Raw genomic sequence first — 21,096 nt, 5'->3', positions numbered from 1 at the left:
GCTATTCTTTTAAATCGATTTTGTCTTCCTCGGCAATCTGGTTGCCGGCAATCGTTTTGCCGCCCAGAGAGGTGATGCGGACCACGGCTCCGGCATGCTCTTCTTCCCCGACGGCAAGCAGTCCCAGATGCATCATCATGGCGATAATCCGCTGTTCGAAAATCGATTCCGGCGAATCGTAGTAAAACGGCCGGATCAACGGACACAGCACTTCCGCCAGCGACGCGGTCGTCACCCAGTTGTCGGCCAGCCGGGCCGTCCATTGTACGATCGACTGGAGGTTGTAGACAGGGCCTTTGTAGAGCCGGAGCCAGAAGCGGTACAGTTCGTCCTGGCCCGGCTTTATCCCGGCGTCGGTCATTTCCGCGCCTTTCTCCGTCAGGAGCAGCAGCCCGCCCCGTTCCTGGAGAAGCCCCTGGAAGAAGCAGTAGTCGTAGATCAGCGAGAACCGGTTCGGATATTCCTTGAATTTGCGCCCGTAACCGAATCTCCATGCCGTCTTGCCTACAAGCTCTTCCTTGACCGCCATGCCGCCCAGTATCTGGGACAACTGCCGCTTGTACATGACGTCTTCATGGGTCAGCAGCACTTCATGGTCCCTGATATGCCGCATTAGCTGAAGCACATCGTCAGCCATCAGGGTATGTTCTTCACGATAGACGGCAGGATCGTTCGTATAGGTAAGGCGGCTTTTGTAATTGCGGGTCAGCACATCGCCGAAACGCCGCTTTAAATCATGGGGCACTTGAAAAAGATACTTGGTCTGCTGGGAATACCCGTGAAACAGCCAGCCGTGCTTTTTGAATTTCGAGATCGTGTCGCGCGGGTTGGAATTTTCCTTCTCTTCCTTCAAAAATTTGGCCTGCTGCACGCGGGCAACGAGCTCTTCCAGACTGAACAGCCCCCGCTCTTCAAACAACAGAGTGTTTAAAAACCGGATATCTTCCATCGTCAGCGCGTCTACCCGCTCTTCGAAAATGTCCCTGCGGCCGACCGTAGTCAATATAGACTGGATCAGCTCGTTCTTGGAATGCATGTTGCATTCGCAGGAATAGGTATCCGCTATCCGGTTTAAATCGTGGATATCCGCGTAACTGAGCATATCGGCCAGATTCAAGTCCGCCACCTCCTTTCACGATTCCTGTCCGTCTTTCATGACCGCAATCCTTCTAGTTAGCCGTATACTTGTTGGTACTACTCAGTATGGGAATAATTCCCTGAATTAAACCTTTCACGCAAAAAAAAGCACATCCGCCTTCCGGCAGACATGCTTTTCCCGTTTCCGTCGCTCACACGATTAAATGCTCCGTACAATTATACAGCGTGCATTCCCACACCGCGGTGTCCTGGCGGACAATCGTTAAGGACGCGTTCGTGAGAGGGTCGCCCGGACGCTCCAGTTTCATGGTCTCTAACGCTCGTCCGATAAATGCTCCATGGCTGACGATAAGCATCCGGCCGCGGGGGTAGTTCACGCACAAATTCGCATAGAACGAAAGCCAGCGGCTGCGGACCTGCTCGTCCGTCTCCCCGCCAAGCTCCAGCCGCAGCCAGTCGGGTCCCCAGCGGTCGAGCCGTTCCTGGAGCGTCGTGCCCTCTACCAGGCCGAAGCCTTTCTCCCTGAGCCTGCTGTCCGTTCCGGCAATCGGGATGCCCGATCGTTCGCTGATCAGCTGCGCGCTTTCCTTCGCCCGTTTCAAATCACTGCTGATGATACCGTCCCACGCCTCTCCGTGCAGCCGTGTACCCAGCCGCCTTGCCTGTTCTCTTCCCTCTTCGGTAAGCTCCGTGTCGAGTGCTCCCTGTATTTTGCCCAAAAGGTTCCATTCGGTGCTGCCATGCCGGATTAACCCGATTGTGGTCAATATAATCTCCTCCATAAACAAACCAGCTCCGTAAGAGCTGGCGGGTACTTTCCTAAGTTTTCTTTTATCGTTTGCCGCGTCCGATCCAGGCATGGAACAGGAAGCTCACAAACAAGCCGATCAGCGATAACGCGATGAGATGATGAACGTAAGGCGGTAAAACAAACGTGCTCCTACTGGGCATTACCCCTGAAACATTCAGGCCCGCTACGGCCTGCTTCATCGTGCGGCCGTTCATCGCCGAGGCCGCGTCCATTCCTGGCGATCCGGCATAGGCATGCTCATACGCCGAGCTTACCCCCTTCCCCAGGAAAGCGGGAGACGAGTTCAGTGAGAGGCACAGCAGTACGCCTACGAAAAGCAGCAGGCAGAAGGAAGCCGCCAAACGGCCCGCGCTGCGAAATTTGCGCGCGCGTCCGGAGCTTGCCGCGGCCCCCGCCTCTGCGGGATAACGCCACGGCTCGTAAGCGCCGATCCGCTGCATGACCGAATCCGCGATAGATACTCGCGGGACAGGCGTATCGGTACGCAGCGATAAGCGGATCAGGTCCCGGCACTCTTGCCACGCGTTGAACTGCTCCGAGCAGCGCTTGCAGCTGTCCGAATGTACCCGGACAGCCTGGCGCCTCAGCTCGCTGGCCGTGCCCTCTATGTATTCGAGCAGCCATTCCTGAACATCCTCACATTTCATCTCCGCGTCATCCCCTCGCATTCTTCCAGCCAATTATCGGTGTTGTAGTAGGGCTCCATCTGCAGCTTTACACTGGCTCTGGCCCGAAACAACAGAGATTTGACCGAACTGACGGTTTGTCCCAAAATGGATGCGATCTCCTGGTAATCCAGCTGATCGTATTCCCGCAGGATCAGAGCCGATCTCTGCTTCTCCGGCAGACTATTGATCGCAATCCGGACCATGGAGACTTTCTCCTTCCGTATCACGGTCTGTTCGGGAAGCGATTCAAACGAAGTTTGAGGGGTATGTCCGCAATTGTCCAACGATATTTTAACGATTTTGTGTTTGCGCATTTCACTCAGCACGGTGTTTCGTGCGATCGTATACAACCAGGTAGAGAAGGAAGCTTCCGCTTCACGGAACGAACTCAGGCTCCTGTAAGCTTTGTAAAAAGTTTCGTTGCACAAATCCTCAGCCATCAGCTCCAGTTGGGCGCTTTTGAGCATATGATAAATAAAAACGAAAATTTTGCGCTCATAGCGGTGCATCAGCTCGTTGTATTTCCCTACATTTCCATCCTTAACCTCACGAATCAACTGGGTATCCGTCATTACGTGCACCCCTCCTGCACAGTACGTTCGGGTTCCCCGCTTCCGTTTACATGCTTATACCGGGCGGGAACCAAAAAGTTGCGCGGTCTGCGGGCTAACTTCCATCAATCGAAGCACAACATGATATCACTATAACAAATATTGCATAGAGCTGTAAAATTTTCTCCGGGTCCGCCGCGATACCGAAAAAAGGCAAAAAAAAACCACCTCTACGAGGCGGCTGCACAATGTGCGATTATCGGATAGGAGTGGAGAGAAACCATACTGTACTTTTATTATATGAATCCGTTTACAAAAAGTCAATGCTTTTTTGAAAACGTTTACGAAAAAGTTTTCGAAAGCTGTCAGCTACCATAAAAAAAGCCTCTCCCCCGCACACGTCCGCCTAAAAAAGGCAGCTATGCCTATCGGGAAAGAGACTTCATTAGTTCCGCACAAGAAAGCGACCTAAACGTGGATGGAAAATTGCTCGCTTAGCAGGGCCGATGCTCTGTCCGCGGTTTCCTGATCCCGGAAAGACAGACGGAGTACACCGGGCACGTCGAGACGGCTCTCGATAATCTGCAGGTTGCTCAGGTTAAGCCGATGCTTGCCCAGCAGCGTTGCGATCTGCCCGATCATTCCGGGATGGTCCGGAATATCCGCGTAAATATCGTACAGCGGCGTAAGCATTCCTTTCCGGCGGTCCGGTACCTGCTTGCGGAATGTCCCGGCTACCTCAAACTGCTTCTGGATGCCCTCGCCGTCTTCCTTTTCGAGAAGCTCGCGGAACACCGAGATCTGCTGATCCCAGTCGTCCAGAAGCTTCAGCAGAACGGTGCGGTTGTTGATGAGGATATCCCGCCATATAAAAGGATCGCTGGATGCGATACGCGTAATATCGCGGAAACCTCCGGCCGCCAGGTTTTTGTATAGCTCATTGGATTCGTTGTACGTCCGGATCTGGTTAACGAGCGCGACTGCAATCATGTGCGGCAGGTGTGAGATGGCTCCCACGATATCGTCGTGTTCGCGTGCGTCCACTCGGATAATCTGGGCTTGCGTATACGCAAGGAGTTTGGCCAAACGCTCGACTTCAGCAACCGGCGTGTCTGTACCCGGTGTCAGAACGTAGAATGCATTCTCGAACAAATGCGAAGAGGCGGCTTCCATGCCGGAACGTTCCGAACCGGCCATAGGATGACCGCCGATGAAATAAGCGTCTTTAAAGCGCAGTTTCTCCGCACACTGTACGACGGACAACTTGGTGCTGCCCACATCCGTTATAAGGCAGCCCTTTTTTAAAGAGAACTGCTTTAACCGTTCGAGATACGATTCCAGCGCCCCAACGGGCACACACAGAAAAATGATATCGGCGGCTTCGGCCGCCGCCTGCATCGAGGTCGTTCCTTCGTCCACGATGCGTCTTTTCACCATATTTTCCACCGACGTCGGGTTATTGGAGTGGCCAATGACCGTAATGTCCGGTTTGCCTTTGAAGCATAGAGCGAGCGAGCCGCCAATGAGCCCGACGCCGAAAATTGAGATTGTCGTCATGTTTGATAACCTTTTCCTATACGTATTATGATTCTTGGACAGCCCCGTGAAGCACAATCTCAAGAGCATGAACGAATGCTTCGTTCTGCTCTCTGCTGCCCACCGTTACTCTCAGCATGGTCGGAAAATCGAGCTTTTCCCCGCTGCGGACAATGATGCCGTGACGAAGAAGCTCGTCAAATACCGGACCGGAAGGACGGCCGATATCCACCAGGATAAAATTGCCGTGGGCCGGATACGAGAAAAGGCCGAGTCTTTGGAACTCGCCGAGGAGATACGCGATCCCTTCCCGGTTGAGCCTGCGGCACTGTTCCACAAAATCCTGGTCCCGGATAGACGCAGCCGCAGCCGCTTGAGCCAAACGGGTCGTATTAAACGGCTCCCGCACCTGATTGATCGTGCGAATCACATCCGGATGTCCGATTCCGTAACCGATCCGCAGAGAAGCAAGCCCGTAAATTTTCGAGAACGTGCGGAGGATCACGATATTGGGATATCTGTTCAGCAGATCCAGACTGTCCGGGTACGCCTCATCGGTCGTATATTCGTAGTAAGCCTCGTCGAGAGCCACCATGACATCAGAAGGAACCTTGTTCATAAAAGCTTCCAGCTCCTGTCCGGTCACTATCGTTCCGGTCGGGTTGTTCGGGTTGCAGATCCAGACGATTTTCGTCCGTTCGTTGACGCGGCGGAGCATTTCGTCCAGATCGTGTTTTCCTTCTTTTAAAGGAACCTCAACCGAAACCGCGCCTTCGATCTCCGCGTTATGTTTGTACTGGGGAAACGTATGGGTCGCCATGATCGTTTCATCTCCGGGTACGAGATAAGCCCTGGCGATCATAAGGATCACATCATCCGATCCCGCCCCGAAAATAAGCTGGTCCGCGTTAACGCCGTAGTGACCGGCAACGGCCTGCGTCACCTCTGCTCCCGCCCCGTCCGGATACAAGGTCAAGTTGTCCAGGTCAGCCAGAATCGCTTCTTTGGCTTTAGGCGAAAATCCGAACGGATTTTCGTTGGAAGCCAGCTTGATCACGTGAGTCAAGCCAAGCTCCCTTTTCACTTCGTCAATCGGTTTGCCCGGCTGGTAAACCGGCAGTTTCGTTACCTGTTGTTTGGGTCGCATGTCTGTCACCTCAGCCTGTCTCTCTATCTGCATTCGTCGTGCTTTACTCGTTAACTTTGCGTTTGATAAGACGCGCCTTTCAAGTCTCTGACAAATTCACCGATTTGCTTCAGCGCGTCTTGTTTCGTACTTTCGTCCTGGAGGCGGTGTTCCTGTTCGCCGATCCGGCGGACGATGGCGCTGCCCACAACGACCGCGTCGCACGTTTTCTCGAAGCGCTCGACCTGCTCGCGGTTCGAAATGCCGAAGCCGATTGCGATCGGCAAATCCGTGGCCGCTTTTACCGAAGCCAGGAAATCGTCTACACCCGCATGAAACTCGGAGCGTACACCGGTCACTCCCATGGAGGACACACAGTAGACAAAGCCCGAAGCCCTGCCGACGATTTTCTGCACACGCTCGTTGGAAGTCGGCGCAATCAGCGGAATCAGATGAATGCCGTGCCGCTCCGCGAGCTGCTTGGCTTCCGCGTCTTCCTCCATCGGCAGGTCCGGAATAATAACGCCGCTGATATCACTTTCCTTCATGAGTTCAAAAACACGCTCCAGCCCGATGCGAAGGAGCGGGTTGTAGTAAGTAAACAAGATCATGGGCAGCTCGGAGCCCCCGCTGCGCGCCTGCTTGGCGATTTCGATTACCTTCAGTACGGTGATCCCGCTTTTCAGGGCACGCCCGGAAGACTCCTGAATAACGGGGCCGTCCGCGAGCGGATCGGAGTACGGGACGCCGAGCTCCAAGAGGTCCGCGCCGGATTTCTCCAGCTCACGGATAATATCCAGGGTAACGTCCGCCGTAGGATCCCCTACCGTAATAAAAGGTATGAGTGCGTTCTTACCGGCGGATTTCAGCTCCGCAAATTTACGATCAATGCGATTCATGATCTGCACCTCCGAGATAGCCCATGATAGCTTCCACGTCTTTATCTCCGCGGCCCGACAAACAAATGACAAGAAGCTCGTCCGGAGACATAGTCGGAGCCGTTTTTATCGCCTGCGCGACCGCGTGCGCGCTTTCCAGTGCCGGAATAATACCTTCCGTCTTACAGAGCAGCTGCAGAGCGTCGAGCGCCTCGGCGTCGGTGATCGGCACGTATTCTGCCCGCTTCAAGTCTTTCAGGTAAGCGTGCTCGGGTCCTACGCCGGGATAATCAAGACCGGCCGAAATGGAATGGGCCGGAATCACTTGGCCGAATTCGTCCTGGAGCACGTAACTGAGTGACCCCTGGAACACGCCGGGGCTTCCCTTCGCCATCGTCGCCGCATGCTCTTCGGTGTCCACGCCGCGTCCGGCTGCTTCCGTCGCGATCAGGCGCACGCTTTCATCGCCGACAAACGGATAAAACATCCCCATCGCGTTGCTGCCTCCGCCTACACAGGCGATAACCGTGTCGGGCAGTCTTCCTTCGAGTTCAAGAATCTGCGAGCGCGTCTCGTCTCCGATTACACGCTGGAAATCACGGACAATCATCGGATATGGATGCGGACCGGTTACGGATCCGAGGATATAATACGTATCGTGCACGTTGCTGACCCAGTAGCGGAGCGTCTCGTTGCACGCGTCCTTGAGCGTACGGGTGCCGGACAGCACAGGAACGACTTCCGTTCCGAGCAGACGCATCCGGAATACGTTCAACTGCTGGCGTTTCATATCTTCTTCGCCCATGAATACCTTGCACTCCAGACCAAGCAGTGCCGCAACGGTAGCCGTAGCGACGCCATGCTGTCCCGCGCCGGTTTCGGCGATGACTTTTTTCTTGCCCATCCGTTTGGCCAGAAGCGCCTGGCCGATCGTATTGTTGATTTTGTGCGCGCCCGTGTGGTTAAGATCTTCACGCTTCAAATAGATTTTGGCTCCGCCAAGCTTCTCGGTCAGCCTTTGGGCGTGATAAAGCCGTGTCGGTCTGCCGGAATAATCATGCAGCAGCGTTTCAACCTCTTTTATAAATTCGGGATCCTGTGAATATTTACGGTAAGCTTCTTCCAGTTCGATCAGTGCGTTCATTAAAGTTTCAGGTACATATTTTCCCCCGAAACGTCCGAATCTTCCATGTTCATCTGGTACTGCTGCTGCCATTATCCTGTCACCCTTTCCACAAAAGCTGCAATCTTGGCGATATCTTTAACACCGTCCGTCTCGACTCCGCTCGAAACGTCGACTCCGTCGATTTCATATTGTTCAATGAGGTCGCCGACATTGTCGGGATTTAACCCTCCCGCTACAATCAGGGGCATGCCCGCGGACAATGCCCATTTACGGGCTGCGGGTATACAATTCCAAGAGAATGTGCGCCCCGACCCTCCGCCGTAAACCGGATCGAACGTATCGATCAATACGGCATCCACTGCGTCGCGATAAGGATCCAACCGCTGTATCCAGCCGTTCACCCCGTCTTTTATATCCGAAAAAGAGCTCTCGTTGACAGGAGGCTCTTCGTTTTTGATCGAGGATACTTTCCAAAGCTCCACACCAAATTGTTCTTTGATGCTTCTGCACGTTTCGGGCGCCTCTTCCCCGTGAAACTGGATAATATCCAGTTTGGCGACGGACAAAACATCCGCGAGCTCCTCCCGGGTGGGATTGACAAACACCCCGACCGTCTTGGGAACACGGTGGCCCTGCCGAGAACGTTCATGCAGAAACGAAATCATCTCGGAAGCTCGCTCCGGCGTGATTCGTCTTCTGCTGGGTGCAAAAACAAACCCGATCTGGCTAATCGGGAAATGTACGATTGATTTTAACACTTCAACGCTTTGAAGTCCACAAATTTTTACGTCCGGTCTTTTTGAAACCGATCCCATTTTCTTCACTCCCCGGCAGCCAAAAAGCCTATTTAGCCGCCATTACTCCACTCGCTTACGAAGGAAACTTCTTCTGCAGCCCGTTCCTTAGCATTTAAAAATTCCGGGTAATACTGCGTTCGCCCATCAAGTCATGGACGGCTTGGCCGACATCCGGCTGTCTCATAAAATGCTCCCCGATCAGCACGGCCCGTGCGCCGGCTTTACGGACGAAATCCAGATCGTCCCGGGAAGAAATTCCGCTTTCGCTGACTAGAATCCGGTCGTCCGGCACGATCGCCGCCAGTTCTTCCGTCGTCTTGATATCGGTTACGAACGTTTTCAGATTCCGGTTGTTAATGCCGACTAGAGTCGCGTCCTGCTCCAGGACCGTCTCCAGCTCCCGGCGGTCGTGAACTTCCACGAGAACGTCGAGCCCGACATCCTGCGCGAGCTGCTTGAGTTCCTTTAGCTCGGAAGGCTTGAGGATGGACGCAATCAGCAGGACGGCATCCGCGCCGATGACTCTCGCTTCCAGAACCTGCAGCGGGTCGATGGTAAAATCTTTGCGGAGCAGCGGCACGTTTACCGCTTCGCGGACGGCGCTTAAGTAGTCGTTGGCGCCTTGGAAGTAATCTTTGTCCGTCAGCACCGAAATGCAGTCCGTCCCGGCTTCGGCATAGGCCGAAGCCAACTGGACGGGATCGAAATCGGCACGGATAAGGCCTTTGGAAGGGGAAGCCTTCTTCACTTCCGCAATGAGTCCCGTCGGCCGATTTCTTCCGTCCCGCAGGGCACGTTCGAACCCTCTGCACGCCTGCAGGCCGGAAATACGACGCTCCAGCTCGGAAGAGCTTACAAGTCCGCGAAGTTCCTCAACTTCTCTGCGCTTGGTTGTTACGATTTTATCAAGAAACATAGCTCAGATCTCCTGTATAGTGGGCTAATTGCTGTAATTTTTCCATAGCTTTGCCGCTGTCAATGACATCGGCCGCTACCTTGACGCCTTCTTGAAGCGTGCCGGCAATTCCGGTCACGTAGAAGCAGGCGCCCGCATTGGCAAGCACGATTTCGCGGTGTGCGCCTGTGGCGCCGGTGAAAATCGTGCGGATGATTTCCGCATTCTCCGCCGCGTTCCCTCCCTGGATGTCTTGCAGGGAGTAAGTTTGCAGGCCGAGATCGTCCGGTGTAATGGTGTAGGTGTTCACCGTTCCGTTTTTCAATTCCGTCACCTGCGTAGGTGCGGAAATGCTGATTTCGTCCAAACCGTCGTAGCTGGAAACCACGACCGCCCGTTTAAGGCCGAGCGCTCCCAGCACTTCGGCGACCAGCTCCGTCTTGCCGCGTTCGAACACGCCGAGCACCTGACGGTCGGCGCCGGCCGGGTTGGTCAGCGGGCCCAGCAGGTTAAACACCGTCCGGACTCCCAGCTCACGGCGCGGACCCGCAGCGTGCTTCATCGACTGGTGATACCGCTGGGCGTACATGAAGCAAATGCCGATCTGATCGAGGCACTGCGCCGCCTGACCGCCGTCGAGCTCGATGTTCACTCCGAGCGCCTCCAGCACATCCGCGCTGCCGCTGCTGCTGGACATCGCACGATTGCCGTGCTTGGCGACCCGGATACCCCCGGCTGCCGCCACGATAGCGGAGGCGGTCGAGATGTTGAACGTTCCCGCTCCGTCGCCTCCGGTTCCGCAAGTATCCAGCAGATTATCCTGGATGGTCTGCACCGAGGTCGCTTTAAGCCTCATCGCTTCGGCAAAGCCCGTCACCTCTTCGATTGTTTCTCCCTTAATCCTCATCGCGGTCATCACACTGCCGATTTGGGCGGGGGTTGCTTCCCCGTCCATAACCGACAGCATGACCTCCCTCGCTTCATCCCGGGATAAGTTCCCGCCTCCAATGAGTGTCGAAATCGCCCGCTGAATGGTACCATTCGCCGCCATCTGACCGTCCTCCTTCTTCGAAATGGATTTTAACCTGCCGTTCATGTACCGTTCATCTGCCGTTCGTTCCGTCGTCTAGTTCCGACCCTTCCCGCCTAAAGGGCCGGGACGTGGACATAGTAGTCGAGGTTCGGATTATCCGCCGCCCGCTTGAACATCGCTTCCGCGGTACGGATCGCTGTCATCATCCCCCGCGCCTTGTTCACCGTCTCCTCGTACTCTTTCACCGGATCGGAATCGAAAACAACACCCGCTCCGGCCTGGATATACGCTTTGCCGTTCTTGAAAACGATGGTCCGGATCGTAATGGCCGAATCCATATTCCCCGAGAAACCAAGGTAGCCGATAGCACCGGCGTAGGTACCTCTTCTTTCATTTTCAAATTCGGCGATTATCTCCATCGCTCTCAGCTTCGGCGCCCCGGACACCGTGCCTGCCGGCAGACAGGACAGGAAGGCATCGAAGAAGTCCTTCTCTTTGTTCATCGTCCCCGACACGTTCGACACGATGTGCATCACGTGTGAGTAGCGCTCGATCTGCATAAAGCTGTCGCAGGACACCGTGCCGTACTCGGCAACCCGGCCTACATCGTTACGCACGAGATCCACCAGCATCAGATGCTCCGCACGTTCCTTCTGGTCCGCGAGCAGATCCCGCTCAAGCTCAAGATCGTGTTCGGGCGTTTTGCCTCTCGGTCGTGTGCCCGCAATGGCTCTTGTATCCACTCTCTCGTCCTCCACTCGCACCAGCATTTCGGGAGAGGTTCCCACGATGACTTCATCGTCCATTTTCAAATAGTACATGTAAGGAGAAGGATTCAATGTACGGAGTACCCGATAAACCTGCAGCGGAGAGACATCCGTATCCGTTTCGAAACGCTGGGACAGCACCACCTGAAAGATGTCGCCGGCCTTAATATACTCCTGGGCCGCTTTCACATTGGACACGTACTGTTCTTTGCTCAGATTGGAACGGAAGCCGCTCAGATCCGTAGTCGTTTCCACTTCGCTATGGGTCATCATGGTCGAAGGGAGCGGCTTTTTGAGCTTTTGTATCGTCGCGTCCAGCTTCTGACAGGTTTGCCGGTAAGCTTCCGCTATCGTTTCCTCGCTGGCTCCGTCGGGAATGTGCACGTTCGCGATCACATTCATCTGCTGTTTGAAGTGATCGAAGGCAATAACCTGGTCGCAAAACATGAACTGGATATCATCCATCTGAATATCGTCGACGCGGTGTTTGGGAAGGTTCTCATAATACTGGAGAAGATCGTACCCGAAAAATCCGACCGCTCCGCCCGTGAATCTAGGCAGTCCCTCAATCGAAGGGCTCCGGAATAACGCAAGCTGGCTTTTCAAAGCTTCAAGCGGCTTTTCTTCCGTCGTGATCGTTCTTCCCTGCGTCTCCAGATGAGTCTTGCCGTCGCGTGCCCTTATAATGAGAAACGGGTCTGTGCCGATGAACGAATACCGGGCCCACTTAATGCCGCCCTCTACGCTTTCGAGCAGGAACGCGCGTTTCTCGTCGGCAACATGCTGAAATACTCGGATCGGTGTCTCCGTATCCGCCAGCAGGCAGCGTACAATCGGTATCAGATTGTATTCTTTTCCCAGGCGGATCACTTCTTGAAGCTCGGTATTCATTCTTGTTTTCCCCTTTCTACGGGCAGCATTTGAAAAAATAAAAAAACCTCTACGCATCCGTAGAGGTTTGGTTGAGTTCATTTGATTGGTAAGAGTGCAGGAATTCAAGGCGCACCGTCTAGAGCCGTAAAGGTTCGTTAAAAGAACCGGCTGTAAGACTACAGTTCTCCGCTCTGTAGAAAAACTACAGAACCCCCTTACTATCAAAGGGACGGAACGGTTATTATCGTCCTTTCGCAACTCATGCGAAATGCTAACGATAGTTATGCGCTGTCTATGCTCAACTCTACTCAACTGATCTCATCTAAGCTCTACTCATCTATATTGACTATACTACCCGGATTAGGGATTTGTCAATTTTACAATATCCGGACGCAGAACCTGCGCGCCTTTTAAATAAACGTGCCGCATTTCATCCTGCCGTTTCGTCGTATTGGCCAGCACCATAAGCCGGATACATTTCGGAAGACTGTTGTCTACATCGATTTCGATGGAGCACATAAGCGGTACGAGATCCCAGCCCGGCATCTGGCGGATGGCTCTCGCCGGGAACGTCGCGGTCAGTTCTTTGGTGACCGTAATAAAGACCGAGGAAATTTCATCGGGTTTCACGTCGTTCTCGCGGACAATCTTTTCCAAAAGCTCCAGCGTAGCCGCCAGAATCTGTCCTTCTTCGTTGCTTTCCACGGTTGTTGCGCCGCGGATTCCTCTAACGAACATGGTTATGCCTCCCGCTTAAGTTGTTCCACGACTTCTTCCACCCATTCGCGGCGGACATCGCTTCGGATTTCCACCTGCCCGACAGCCGTAGGTATAATGAACGTCATGGTGCCTTCCTTGAACTTCTTGTCGTGCATCAATGCGCTCATAATCCGGGCCGTGTCGTACTGCTCCGGCAGACGGACCGGCAGCCCGAAACTTTGCAGGATACGCTTGGTCACCGTGTAAATGTCCTCGGAGTATCCGAGCTTCACGGCAAGCCGCGCCGAACCGACCATCCCGATAGAGATGGCTTCGCCGTGCAAGAGCTCGTTGTAGCCGGCGACCGCCTCTAAAGCATGGCCGATCGTGTGGCCGAGGTTCAAAATCGCCCGGAGGCCGTTCTCGCGCTCATCCTGCGATACAACCAGAGATTTAACCTTGCAGCCCTGGTAAAGCCCGTACTGCAGAGCTTCCGGGTCCAGGGAAAGCAGCTTCTCCCGGTTGTTTTCCAGCCACGTCACAAAATCGGCGTCCCAGATCAGACCGTGCTTGATCATTTCCGACAATCCCGCGGAAATGTCCCGCTTTGGCAGGGTTTGTAACGTGGTTACGTCGTACAGCACCATCTCCGGCTGGTGAAAAGCGCCGATGATGTTTTTCGCCAAAGGATGATTGACCGCAACCTTACCCCCGACACTGCTGTCATGAGCCAGAATGGTGGTAGGCATTTGTACAAAGGCGATGCCGCGCATAAAGCTTGCCGCAGCGAAACCGGCGAGGTCTCCGACGACGCCTCCGCCCAGTGCGACGATGGTGGACTTGCGGTCCAGCCCGGCTTCAAGAGCGGCTGTAACGATTTGCTCCAGCATCTGCAAAGATTTCGAGCCCTCGCCCGGCGGCACGATAAAAGAAGACGCCTTGTATCCGCCGGCTGTCAGGCTGTCCATGACGGGCTGAAGATGATGACGCGCAACCGACTCATCCGTAACGACCAGCAGCGGGGCGCGTTTGCTGATGGCATGTTTGTCGAAATACGCGGCACAGTCCTTGAGCAGCCCTTCTCCCAAGTAGATTGGATACGAGCGCTCGCCGAGATCAACTTTCAGCTCCATCATCTTAGTAGCTCTCCACTTGCTTCAAGTAATTCTCATAATTGCGGCGAATCTCTTCGAGAGAATCTCCGCCGAATTTTTCCATGAACGCCTGCGCGACTTCCCAGGCCACCACGTTCTCCATGATGACGCCGGCAGCCGGCACGGCACAGGTATCGGAGCGTTCCACTTGAGCCGTGAATGCTTCTTTGGAATCGATATCCACGCTCTGAAGCGGTTTGTATAGAGTCGAGATCGGCTTCATGACGCCTCTTACGACAATCGGTTCGCCTGTCGTCATTCCGCCTTCGAAACCGCCTGCGCGGTTGCTCGCCCGGCGGAAGCCCTTCTCGGGATCATATTGAATCTCGTCGTGCACGCTGGAGCCGCGCAGTTTGGCCGCTTCGAATCCGATTCCGATTTCGCAGCCTTTAAACGCCTGAATGGACAGAACCGCCTGAGCGATGCGGCCGTCCAGCTTGCGGTCCCACTGCACGTGGCTGCCCAGACCGACCGGCGCGCCTTCCACGATAACTTCCACGATGCCGCCAAGCGTATCTCCGTCGGCCTTCGCCGCGTCAATAGCCGCGATCATCGCCGCTTCCGCTTCGGGATCCGTCACTCTTACGGGAGACTCTTCCGTAATCGCGATGAGCTCGTCGATCGGCAGCTGCGGAGATTTCGCCTCCACTTCGCCGATGCGGACGACGTGGCTCGCCAGCTTGATGCCGAACGCTTCAAGCAGCTGTCTCGCAACAGCGCCGCAAGCTACGCGCATCGTCGTTTCCCTGGCGCTGGAGCGTTCCAGAATGTTGCGGAGGTCGCGCTGGTTGTATTTCAAACCGCCGTTGAGATCCGCGTGACCCGGACGCGGCCGGTTAACCCGCCGTTTTCCTTCGTCCGTATCCGGCTGCTCTTCTATGTTCATAATGGAAGTCCAGTGCTTCCAGTCGTTATTCTCGACGACCAGGGCAATCGGCGCACCTGTCGTTCTGCCGTGGCGCACACCGCCGACAATGCTTGCGGTATCTTTCTCGATCTGCATCCGGCGTCCGCGTCCGTGGCCTTTCTGCCTTCTATGTAATTGGAAGTTCATGGCTTCAAAATCAATCGTTACATTACTCGGAAATCCTTCAATGATCGCAGTCAGCTGCGGACCATGTGTTTCCCCCGCCGTTAAATATCTCACTACTCTTGCTCCCTTCTAATCCGTACAACTACGGTACCGACAAACACTTTAGCGCTTTCAAGTGCCTAAGTTTTTCTATCATTATAGTATACCCCTATGCGTTTGACAACCGCACGCACAAAAAACACGCCCTGCGTGCCAGGCGGCATCAAAGCGTGTTTTATCCGGTTTCCATTAGACCTGAGCTTCCGATCGTCAGCCGCCGGCCGATTGCTTCTGCCAGGGACCGGACGGACCGGCCATCTTCGGATCGTTCATCATCCCGAGAATCTGCACGGAATCTATGCCTAGAATCTGCGCACACTCCTGCATGGTGATAAACCCCCGGCGATAGGCGGCAATAACCTTTCGTTTATCCATTTGAGTCCTCCTTGAAAGACAGTACTCCAAGTATCGGTTTCAAAAGGAAAAGTTATACATTCCTACCCCTTTTTCCGGTAAAAAAAGGTATCCGCGGGTTCGAGGTCATACTGGGCCGGAGAAAAAATCTGCTCGGTGGAACCCACGAACAGAATGCCTCCCGGTTTCAACGCTTTTGAAAATTTCTGATACAGCCGGTGCTTCGCTTCTTCCGTAAAATAAATGATGACATTGCGGCAAACAATCAGGTCGAAGCCGCTATCGAAACGATCCTCCAGCAGGTTCTGCTTCTGGAATTTCACCGCTTTCTTGAGCTCGTCGGTGACATGGAAACCGAGCTGCTCCTGTTTGAAATACGTTTTCACGTAGTGGGGCGGAACGTCTTTGAGCGATCTTTCCACATAAATGCCGCGGCGCGCCTTTTCCAGCGCTCCTTCGTCAATGTCCGTCGCAAGGATGGAGGCGTCACGCAAAGCGCCCATGTGGGACAAGATCATAGCCAGCGTATACGGCTCCTCGCCGGTCGAGCAGGCTGCGCTCCATACTTTGAGATTCCGGCTCGCGTTGCGCAGTTCCGGCAAAAATTTCTGTTCCATCACTTCCCAGCGGTTCGGGTTGCGCCAAAATTCGGAAACATTGATGGTCATCCGGTCCAGAAATTCGTAAAAGAGTTCTTTATCTTTCGACATGGCATCGAAATAGGCCGAGAAGGTATTGTAGCCTTTTTTGATCCGCAGCGTCGTCAGACGCCTTTTCATCTGAGCTTCTTTGTATAATGCGAGATCTATCGATGTGAAGTCCTTGATTTTGCGGATAAATAACGGAAAATCGTCGTTTTCCAAGTTGTATCCCACCTCTGATGTATTTGTCCAGGTGTTGATATTCCCTATCCCGGGCGAATTCTCCTGCAAAAAAGAAAAAGATATAGGCAAAAATGCCCATATCTTTTTCCCTAGTCCGATTACAACCAGCGGGATACGTCGCGCTTGTAATCCAAAATTTCTTCCGGCTTGAAGAAATGGTTGATCTCGCGCTCTGCGCTCTCGGGTGAATCCGAGCCGTGAATCAGGTTTAATCTCGTATGTAAGGCGAAGTCGCCGCGGATCGTTCCGGGAGCCGCTTCCAGTACGTTCGTTTTACCGTTCAGAATGCGGGAAAGCGCAATAACCTGCTCGCCCTGCCACACCATGGCAAATACGGGACCGGAAGTAATAAACTCTACAAGCGGCTCGAAGAAGTCTTTGCCTTTATGCTCGGCATAATGCTCTTCCGCCTGCTCTCTTGTCATCAGCATCAGTTTAGCGGCTACCAGCTGGAAGCCTTTCTGCTCCAGTCTCTTGACGATCTCTCCGATCAGTCCGCGCTGGACGCCGTCCGGTTTTACCATTAGAAAAGTTTTTTCCATGTAATCTGCCTCCAATTGGTAGAAAAGTAATCTCTCTTACTGTACCACCGTTTCAGCAGCACGTACAATGAACAATTGCACACATCCGTGAAACCGGAGCCCGCCGGGCCGATAAAATATAGGATTAGTGCGTGCGGTTGCCGATAAAATGGGCGACCTGGATGAGATCCTGCTTGGCCCGGATGTTCGGAAGCGTATCCAGAGCCGCAATGGCTTTTGCGATATAGCGGTCGGCAAGCGCACTGGATTTCTCGATCCCTCCGCTCCCGCGGATCATGTCCAGAACGCGGCTGACGTCCGTCTGCCCGTCCGCTTGCTGGATGCGTTCGATCTCGCTCAGAATCGGGCCTCTGAGCTTCTCCTCCTGCAGGGCGAAAATAACGGGCAGTGTAATGTTGCCCTGTTTGATATCGCTTCCCGGAGGTTTGCCGATCTCCTTCTCGGTACCGCACAGATCAAGGATGTCGTCCCGGATCTGGAATGCGAGCCCGACGTTGTAGCCGAAAGAATACAGCCGGTTGGATACGTATTCGTCGGCTCCCGCCACCATAGCTCCGAGCTGGCAGGAAATCGCGATAAGAAGAGCCGTCTTCCGCTTGATGCGGAGAAGATAATCCCGAAGCGTCTGCTCCGTATGGAAGAAGAAACGGATCTGTTCCATTTCACCGATGGACATCTCCACCAGTGCCTTTGACAGGATCAAATGGACACGCGGATCTTCCAGTCTGGCGGCAATCTCAAGACCCTTGGCAAAAATAAAATCCCCGGTATACATCGCAATCCGGTTGTCCCATCTGGACTTTACGGTATCCTGGCCGCGCCGGGTGTCCGCATCGTCTATCACATCGTCGTGAACGAGCGAGGCCGAATGGAAAAGCTCCAGCGGCACCGCTATCATTTTCAACCGTTCAATATCATAGGTTCCGAATTCGCCGCCCAACAGGACAAGAACAGGCCGGATTCTTTTGCCCCCGGCCTTTAGCAGATGCATGGACGTTTCCGTCAATAATGCGTGGTCGGTCTGCAGGCTCACTTCCAATTCCCGCTCGATAGCGCCCACGTCTTTTTTCTTGCGCACGTATATGTTAAGAATTTTCATTCCGTCACCCGCACCCTCGTATTATCGGACCAGATCTGGATGGAGACCTCTTCCGGTAAAAAACCAAGCTCCCAAGCATAGCGGTAATACAGCTCCAGACCGCTCCACTGCTCGGGACCGAATTCGTAGCAAAGATTTCTGAAATAATGTTCCCAGTAAGATTCCGAACCGCCGATTTTGAGGACGGCTTCATTCACAACGCCCGTAAGGTCGTCCAGCGACTTGCGTTTGCTTTCCACAAAACCGTCAAAGATGCTTTTAACCAGCTCCGGCGACCGTTCGATAGTATCTTTACGGACGGCCCACACGGCAAACGACATCCAATGCCCGGTCCATTCCTTCCATTCTTGCCCCAGGTCGGTTACCATATACCCGCTGCCCTGCCAGCTGGCTTTGATGGCATGGTCGCCGATCAGGAGCGCCGCGTCGTTGTCTTTCATCATGTCTTCCAGCACAGGCGGAGCATAACTGTAGGTCGGATTGCCGCCGTATTTTTTGTTCATGATGATTTTCAGCAGGTTTGTCGTCGTTGCGGAGGTCGTCGGAAGCGCAAATCTTCCGTTTTTCAATTGGTCCAGCGGTTTTTTATGAAAAAGCAGCAGTGAGTTCACATACCCGTAAGCGCTAACCGACAAATCGGGAAACAGGACGTAATCCCGGAAATTTTCTCCATACGAGAACGAGGAGATAGCGCTCATATCGATCTCTCCCGCCGCCAGAGCCCGGTTTAAACCCGTCGGAACCTGACTTACGAACTCTACTGAATTTGCCAGCTTCTGCACCGGAAAATGGTAAAACACAGGCCAAGCATTCGTAAATTCAATTCTCCCGATGCGCAGTTTCTTCTCTGTTGTCGTCATTGCTTTCTCCCCATCTTCTGAACAATTCATGATCCAAATCCATGTTGTCTAGTACCTTCCCCACGAGAAAGGCAACGATGTCTTCCAATGTCTCAGGTCGCTGATAGAAGGCCGGCATGGCCGGAATCAGCTTCACGCCCATTTTGGCAAGGACAAGCATGTTCTCCAGATGAATGGCGTGCAGCGGCGTTTCCCGGGGAACCAGAATGAGCCTGCGCCCTTCTTTCAGCATCACGTCGGCTGCCCGCTCCAGAAGGTTGTCCGAGGCGCCGCGGGAAATTCCCGCTAAGGTGCCCATCGAACAGGGCATAACCACCATGCCTTCGGTGCGGAACGAGCCGCTTGCTATGCCGGCCCCGATGTCCTGGAGCGGATAATACGTGTACGGGCCCGGAAAACCGCCGAAATGAGCTTCCAGCGTTTCTTTCCGCTTGGCGGCCACCCAATCCAGCTCTTCGTGAAGCACCCGCCAGCCGGCATCCGTAATGACCAGATGGACGGGAACACCCCTTTTCAGAAGTTCCTTGACGAGCGTCACTCCGTAAATCGCGCCGCTTGCCCCCGTAATGCCGACGACCCAGCCGCGTTTCTTCATCGGAACGTCTCCACCAGAATATCCACCAGCGTGAAGACGAAAACGACCGTGCTGAGTATCCCGTTCATGGTGAAAAACGCCGTATTCAGCTTAGATAAATCCGTCGGCGAAACCAGGCGGTGCTCGTAAAACAAAATGATGTACGCGATGATAATGCCGACGAGGTACCACCAACTGAGATTCGTCATAAAGAAAAGCGAGATCAGACCTACGGCGGTCAGCGTATGGAGAACGCGCGCCGTAATCAGCGCCGTCGGAATACCGAAGCGGCTCGGGTAGGAATGCAGGCCTTCCTCGCGGTCAAATTCCACATCCTGGCAGGCGTAGAGCAAGTCGAAGCCGGCACTCCACATCGCTACGGTAATAAATAGGACAAGCGCGGCCGGCGTGATTCCTCCGGTAATCGCCACCCATCCGCCGAGCGGAGCGAGGCCCAGGGTAATGCCGAGGACAAAATGACACGCCCACGTAAAACGTTTGGTGTACGAATAAAAGACAAGAAAAAAGGCCGCAACCGGCAGCAGGTAAACGGACAGCATGTTCAGGTGGTAGGCTGACCAGAAAAGCAGCAGGAATGAAAGGATAATAAATATCGTCACTTCCGCGACTGAAATCAGGCCCGCCGGGATCGCCCGGTTTGCCGTCCGCGGGTTTTTCTTGTCGTACTTCTTGTCGATGACCCGGTTCAGGGACATCGCGGCCGTGCGGGCGCCGATCATCGCAAGCGTGATCCACATGATCTGCGTCCACGTTGGCAGGACCCCCGTTTCCACAACGGCTCCAAGAATAGAACCCATATAGGCAAAAGGAAGGGCGAAAAGGGAATGCTCAAATTTGATCATTTCCAGGAAAATTTTTGTTTTATGAATGAGTTGTCGCATCTGTCTTACTCTCCTGACTCGAATTCCCTTTGACGCCTATATGAAGCGCCGCAATTCCGAAGGTCAGCGGGTAAGCTTCGACTTTCTGAAGCCCCGTTTGGCGAAAAATTTCGGCAAGCTCTTTATAGTCTGGGAAACTGATTAGCGATTCCGGAAGCCATCTATACTGCTCGTAAGACTTGGCAATCAATTTGCCGAGCATCGGAAGCACTTTCTGAAAATAAAAATAATACAAAGCTTTAAAAGGCCGCCAAGTAGGCTTGGACAATTCCAGAGAAACGACAAGCCCGCCCGGTTTCACAACGCGCTGCATTTCACGCAGCACCTGCTCCACGTCCGGCACGTTCCGAAGCGCGAATCCGATGGTGGCATAATCGAAAGTGTTATCGTCGAAAGGGAGGCTCATGGCATTGCCGTGCACGAGACGGATCTGGTTGTCCAGCCTCTCCTCACGAATCTTGCCCGCGCCGTAATCGAGCATGTTCTGGCTGAAATCCAGCCCGACCATTTGTCCCGTGCCGCTCGCCTTCGCCATGGAGATCGTCCAGTCGCAGGTGCCGCAGCAAATATCGATCGCGGTCGATCCCGGCTTGACGTTCATTTTGGCCATCGTAAATTTCCGCCAGGCCTTGTGCCTGCGGAAGCTTAGGATACTGTTCATTTTATCGTATTTGGGAGCGATACTTTCAAACACGGAATGAACAAATTGTTCTTTCGTTTTGCCTTGCACGGCTTTC

The 21,096-nt window shown here is 53.9% G+C and carries 23 protein-coding genes; all 23 read right to left on the bottom strand.

Annotated elements, in window-relative coordinates; genetic code table 11:
* Window position 1 precedes the first annotated feature (1 nt).
* Window positions 2-1,117 (bottom strand): hypothetical protein, encoded by a 1,116-nt coding sequence (locus tag ABH899_RS08370; protein ID WP_369995498.1) that lies wholly within the window; start codon window positions 1,115-1,117, stop codon window positions 2-4.
* Between the two features lie 172 nt (window positions 1,118-1,289).
* On the bottom strand, window positions 1,290-1,880 hold the full coding sequence (locus ABH899_RS08365) for a histidine phosphatase family protein (RefSeq protein WP_369995495.1): 591 nt from the start codon (window positions 1,878-1,880) through the stop codon (window positions 1,290-1,292).
* 49 nt (window positions 1,881-1,929) lie between these two features.
* The gene (locus tag ABH899_RS08360) at window positions 1,930-2,556 is read right to left on the bottom strand and encodes an anti-sigma factor family protein (RefSeq protein ID WP_369995492.1); all 627 of its coding nucleotides are present in this window, start codon (window positions 2,554-2,556) and stop codon (window positions 1,930-1,932) included.
* On the bottom strand, window positions 2,553-3,149 hold the full coding sequence (locus ABH899_RS08355; RefSeq protein WP_009675572.1) for an RNA polymerase sigma factor: 597 nt from the start codon (window positions 3,147-3,149) through the stop codon (window positions 2,553-2,555). Before ABH899_RS08355 ends, ABH899_RS08360 begins: the two co-directional genes overlap by 4 nt.
* Window positions 3,150-3,596: 447 nt before the next feature.
* The gene (locus ABH899_RS08350) at window positions 3,597-4,685 is read right to left on the bottom strand and encodes a prephenate dehydrogenase (RefSeq protein WP_009675623.1); all 1,089 of its coding nucleotides are present in this window, start codon (window positions 4,683-4,685) and stop codon (window positions 3,597-3,599) included.
* 25 nt (window positions 4,686-4,710) lie between these two features.
* Entirely contained in the window at window positions 4,711-5,811 is a 1,101-nt protein-coding gene (gene hisC / locus ABH899_RS08345) for a histidinol-phosphate transaminase (protein WP_369995488.1), read from the bottom strand.
* Between the two features lie 50 nt (window positions 5,812-5,861).
* Window positions 5,862-6,689 carry a tryptophan synthase subunit alpha gene (gene trpA / locus ABH899_RS08340; RefSeq protein ID WP_369995485.1) on the bottom strand — a complete coding sequence of 276 codons (828 nt, stop codon included), beginning with the start codon at window positions 6,687-6,689 and terminating at the stop codon, window positions 5,862-5,864.
* Window positions 6,676-7,884 carry a tryptophan synthase subunit beta gene (gene trpB / locus ABH899_RS08335; protein WP_009671999.1) on the bottom strand — a complete coding sequence of 403 codons (1,209 nt, stop codon included), beginning with the start codon at window positions 7,882-7,884 and terminating at the stop codon, window positions 6,676-6,678. The genes trpA and trpB overlap by 14 nt, the downstream gene beginning before the upstream one ends.
* The gene (locus ABH899_RS08330) at window positions 7,884-8,609 is read right to left on the bottom strand and encodes a phosphoribosylanthranilate isomerase (RefSeq protein ID WP_009671989.1); all 726 of its coding nucleotides are present in this window, start codon (window positions 8,607-8,609) and stop codon (window positions 7,884-7,886) included. Before ABH899_RS08330 ends, trpB begins: the two co-directional genes overlap by 1 nt.
* A 94-nt stretch (window positions 8,610-8,703) precedes the next feature.
* Window positions 8,704-9,507, bottom strand: a complete 804-nt coding sequence (trpC, locus tag ABH899_RS08325; RefSeq protein WP_369995481.1) for an indole-3-glycerol phosphate synthase TrpC — start codon at window positions 9,505-9,507, stop codon at window positions 8,704-8,706.
* Window positions 9,497-10,537, bottom strand: a complete 1,041-nt coding sequence (gene trpD / locus ABH899_RS08320) for an anthranilate phosphoribosyltransferase (protein WP_369995478.1) — start codon at window positions 10,535-10,537, stop codon at window positions 9,497-9,499. The genes trpC and trpD overlap by 11 nt, the downstream gene beginning before the upstream one ends.
* Before the next feature lie 95 nt (window positions 10,538-10,632).
* Window positions 10,633-12,177: an anthranilate synthase component I gene (trpE, locus tag ABH899_RS08315; RefSeq protein WP_369995476.1), complete on the bottom strand. Its 1,545-nt coding sequence runs from the start codon at window positions 12,175-12,177 to the stop codon at window positions 10,633-10,635.
* Between the two features lie 342 nt (window positions 12,178-12,519).
* A complete protein-coding gene (aroH, locus tag ABH899_RS08310; protein ID WP_009672004.1) occupies window positions 12,520-12,897 on the bottom strand; it encodes a chorismate mutase in 378 nt (125 codons plus the stop codon).
* A 2-nt stretch (window positions 12,898-12,899) separates the two neighbouring features.
* The gene (aroB, locus tag ABH899_RS08305; RefSeq protein WP_369995473.1) at window positions 12,900-13,994 is read right to left on the bottom strand and encodes a 3-dehydroquinate synthase; all 1,095 of its coding nucleotides are present in this window, start codon (window positions 13,992-13,994) and stop codon (window positions 12,900-12,902) included.
* A gap of 1 nt (window position 13,995) precedes the next feature.
* Entirely contained in the window at window positions 13,996-15,159 is a 1,164-nt protein-coding gene (aroC, locus tag ABH899_RS08300; RefSeq protein ID WP_009671979.1) for a chorismate synthase, read from the bottom strand.
* A 195-nt stretch (window positions 15,160-15,354) separates the two neighbouring features.
* Window positions 15,355-15,519 carry a hypothetical protein gene (locus tag ABH899_RS08295; RefSeq protein WP_218229815.1) on the bottom strand — a complete coding sequence of 55 codons (165 nt, stop codon included), beginning with the start codon at window positions 15,517-15,519 and terminating at the stop codon, window positions 15,355-15,357.
* Window positions 15,520-15,581: 62 nt separating this feature from the next.
* Entirely contained in the window at window positions 15,582-16,361 is a 780-nt protein-coding gene (locus ABH899_RS08290; protein ID WP_369995470.1) for a CheR family methyltransferase, read from the bottom strand.
* 119 nt (window positions 16,362-16,480) lie between these two features.
* Window positions 16,481-16,924, bottom strand: a complete 444-nt coding sequence (gene ndk / locus ABH899_RS08285; protein WP_009671982.1) for a nucleoside-diphosphate kinase — start codon at window positions 16,922-16,924, stop codon at window positions 16,481-16,483.
* Between the two features lie 124 nt (window positions 16,925-17,048).
* Window positions 17,049-18,023, bottom strand: a complete 975-nt coding sequence (locus ABH899_RS08280) for a polyprenyl synthetase family protein (protein ID WP_009671975.1) — start codon at window positions 18,021-18,023, stop codon at window positions 17,049-17,051.
* Window positions 18,020-18,883 (bottom strand): menaquinone biosynthesis protein, encoded by an 864-nt coding sequence (locus ABH899_RS08275; RefSeq protein ID WP_218229813.1) that lies wholly within the window; start codon window positions 18,881-18,883, stop codon window positions 18,020-18,022. Before ABH899_RS08275 ends, ABH899_RS08280 begins: the two co-directional genes overlap by 4 nt.
* Complete coding sequence (locus ABH899_RS08270; protein ID WP_009671983.1) at window positions 18,843-19,478, bottom strand: UbiX family flavin prenyltransferase; 636 nt, start codon at window positions 19,476-19,478, stop codon at window positions 18,843-18,845. The genes ABH899_RS08275 and ABH899_RS08270 overlap by 41 nt, the downstream gene beginning before the upstream one ends.
* Window positions 19,475-20,359 carry a UbiA-like polyprenyltransferase gene (locus tag ABH899_RS08265; protein WP_369995468.1) on the bottom strand — a complete coding sequence of 295 codons (885 nt, stop codon included), beginning with the start codon at window positions 20,357-20,359 and terminating at the stop codon, window positions 19,475-19,477. Before ABH899_RS08265 ends, ABH899_RS08270 begins: the two co-directional genes overlap by 4 nt.
* Window positions 20,340-21,089 (bottom strand): demethylmenaquinone methyltransferase, encoded by a 750-nt coding sequence (locus ABH899_RS08260; protein ID WP_369995972.1) that lies wholly within the window; start codon window positions 21,087-21,089, stop codon window positions 20,340-20,342. The genes ABH899_RS08265 and ABH899_RS08260 overlap by 20 nt, the downstream gene beginning before the upstream one ends.
* Window positions 21,090-21,096 lie beyond the last annotated feature (7 nt).

This window comes from Paenibacillus sp. RC84 (assembly GCF_041260495.1).
Taxonomy (GTDB): Bacteria; Bacillota; Bacilli; order Paenibacillales; family NBRC-103111; genus Paenibacillus_F.
This window is presented reverse-complemented; position numbering and strand designations above follow the sequence as displayed.

Coding starts and splice junctions, on each gene's coding strand:
- trpD (WP_369995478.1), bottom strand. CDS start 10,537: ATGGCGGCGAATGGTACCATTCAGCGGGCGATTTCGACACTCATTGGA.
- ABH899_RS08360 (WP_369995492.1), bottom strand. CDS start 2,556: ATGAAATGTGAGGATGTTCAGGAATGGCTGCTCGAATACATAGAGGGC.
- ABH899_RS08295 (WP_218229815.1), bottom strand. CDS start 15,519: ATGGATAAACGAAAGGTTATTGCCGCCTATCGCCGGGGGTTTATCACC.
- ndk (WP_009671982.1), bottom strand. CDS start 16,924: ATGGAAAAAACTTTTCTAATGGTAAAACCGGACGGCGTCCAGCGCGGA.
- trpA (WP_369995485.1), bottom strand. CDS start 6,689: ATGAATCGCATTGATCGTAAATTTGCGGAGCTGAAATCCGCCGGTAAG.
- trpB (WP_009671999.1), bottom strand. CDS start 7,884: ATGGCAGCAGCAGTACCAGATGAACATGGAAGATTCGGACGTTTCGGG.
- ABH899_RS08355 (WP_009675572.1), bottom strand. CDS start 3,149: ATGACGGATACCCAGTTGATTCGTGAGGTTAAGGATGGAAATGTAGGG.
- trpE (WP_369995476.1), bottom strand. CDS start 12,177: ATGAATACCGAGCTTCAAGAAGTGATCCGCCTGGGAAAAGAATACAAT.
- ABH899_RS08350 (WP_009675623.1), bottom strand. CDS start 4,685: ATGACGACAATCTCAATTTTCGGCGTCGGGCTCATTGGCGGCTCGCTC.
- ABH899_RS08270 (WP_009671983.1), bottom strand. CDS start 19,478: ATGAAGAAACGCGGCTGGGTCGTCGGCATTACGGGGGCAAGCGGCGCG.
- ABH899_RS08330 (WP_009671989.1), bottom strand. CDS start 8,609: ATGGGATCGGTTTCAAAAAGACCGGACGTAAAAATTTGTGGACTTCAA.
- ABH899_RS08365 (WP_369995495.1), bottom strand. CDS start 1,880: ATGGAGGAGATTATATTGACCACAATCGGGTTAATCCGGCATGGCAGC.
- ABH899_RS08280 (WP_009671975.1), bottom strand. CDS start 18,023: ATGAAAATTCTTAACATATACGTGCGCAAGAAAAAAGACGTGGGCGCT.
- aroH (WP_009672004.1), bottom strand. CDS start 12,897: ATGTTCGTTAGAGGAATCCGCGGCGCAACAACCGTGGAAAGCAACGAA.
- trpC (WP_369995481.1), bottom strand. CDS start 9,507: ATGTTTCTTGATAAAATCGTAACAACCAAGCGCAGAGAAGTTGAGGAA.
- ABH899_RS08275 (WP_218229813.1), bottom strand. CDS start 18,883: ATGACGACAACAGAGAAGAAACTGCGCATCGGGAGAATTGAATTTACG.
- hisC (WP_369995488.1), bottom strand. CDS start 5,811: ATGCGACCCAAACAACAGGTAACGAAACTGCCGGTTTACCAGCCGGGC.
- ABH899_RS08265 (WP_369995468.1), bottom strand. CDS start 20,359: ATGCGACAACTCATTCATAAAACAAAAATTTTCCTGGAAATGATCAAA.
- aroB (WP_369995473.1), bottom strand. CDS start 13,994: ATGATGGAGCTGAAAGTTGATCTCGGCGAGCGCTCGTATCCAATCTAC.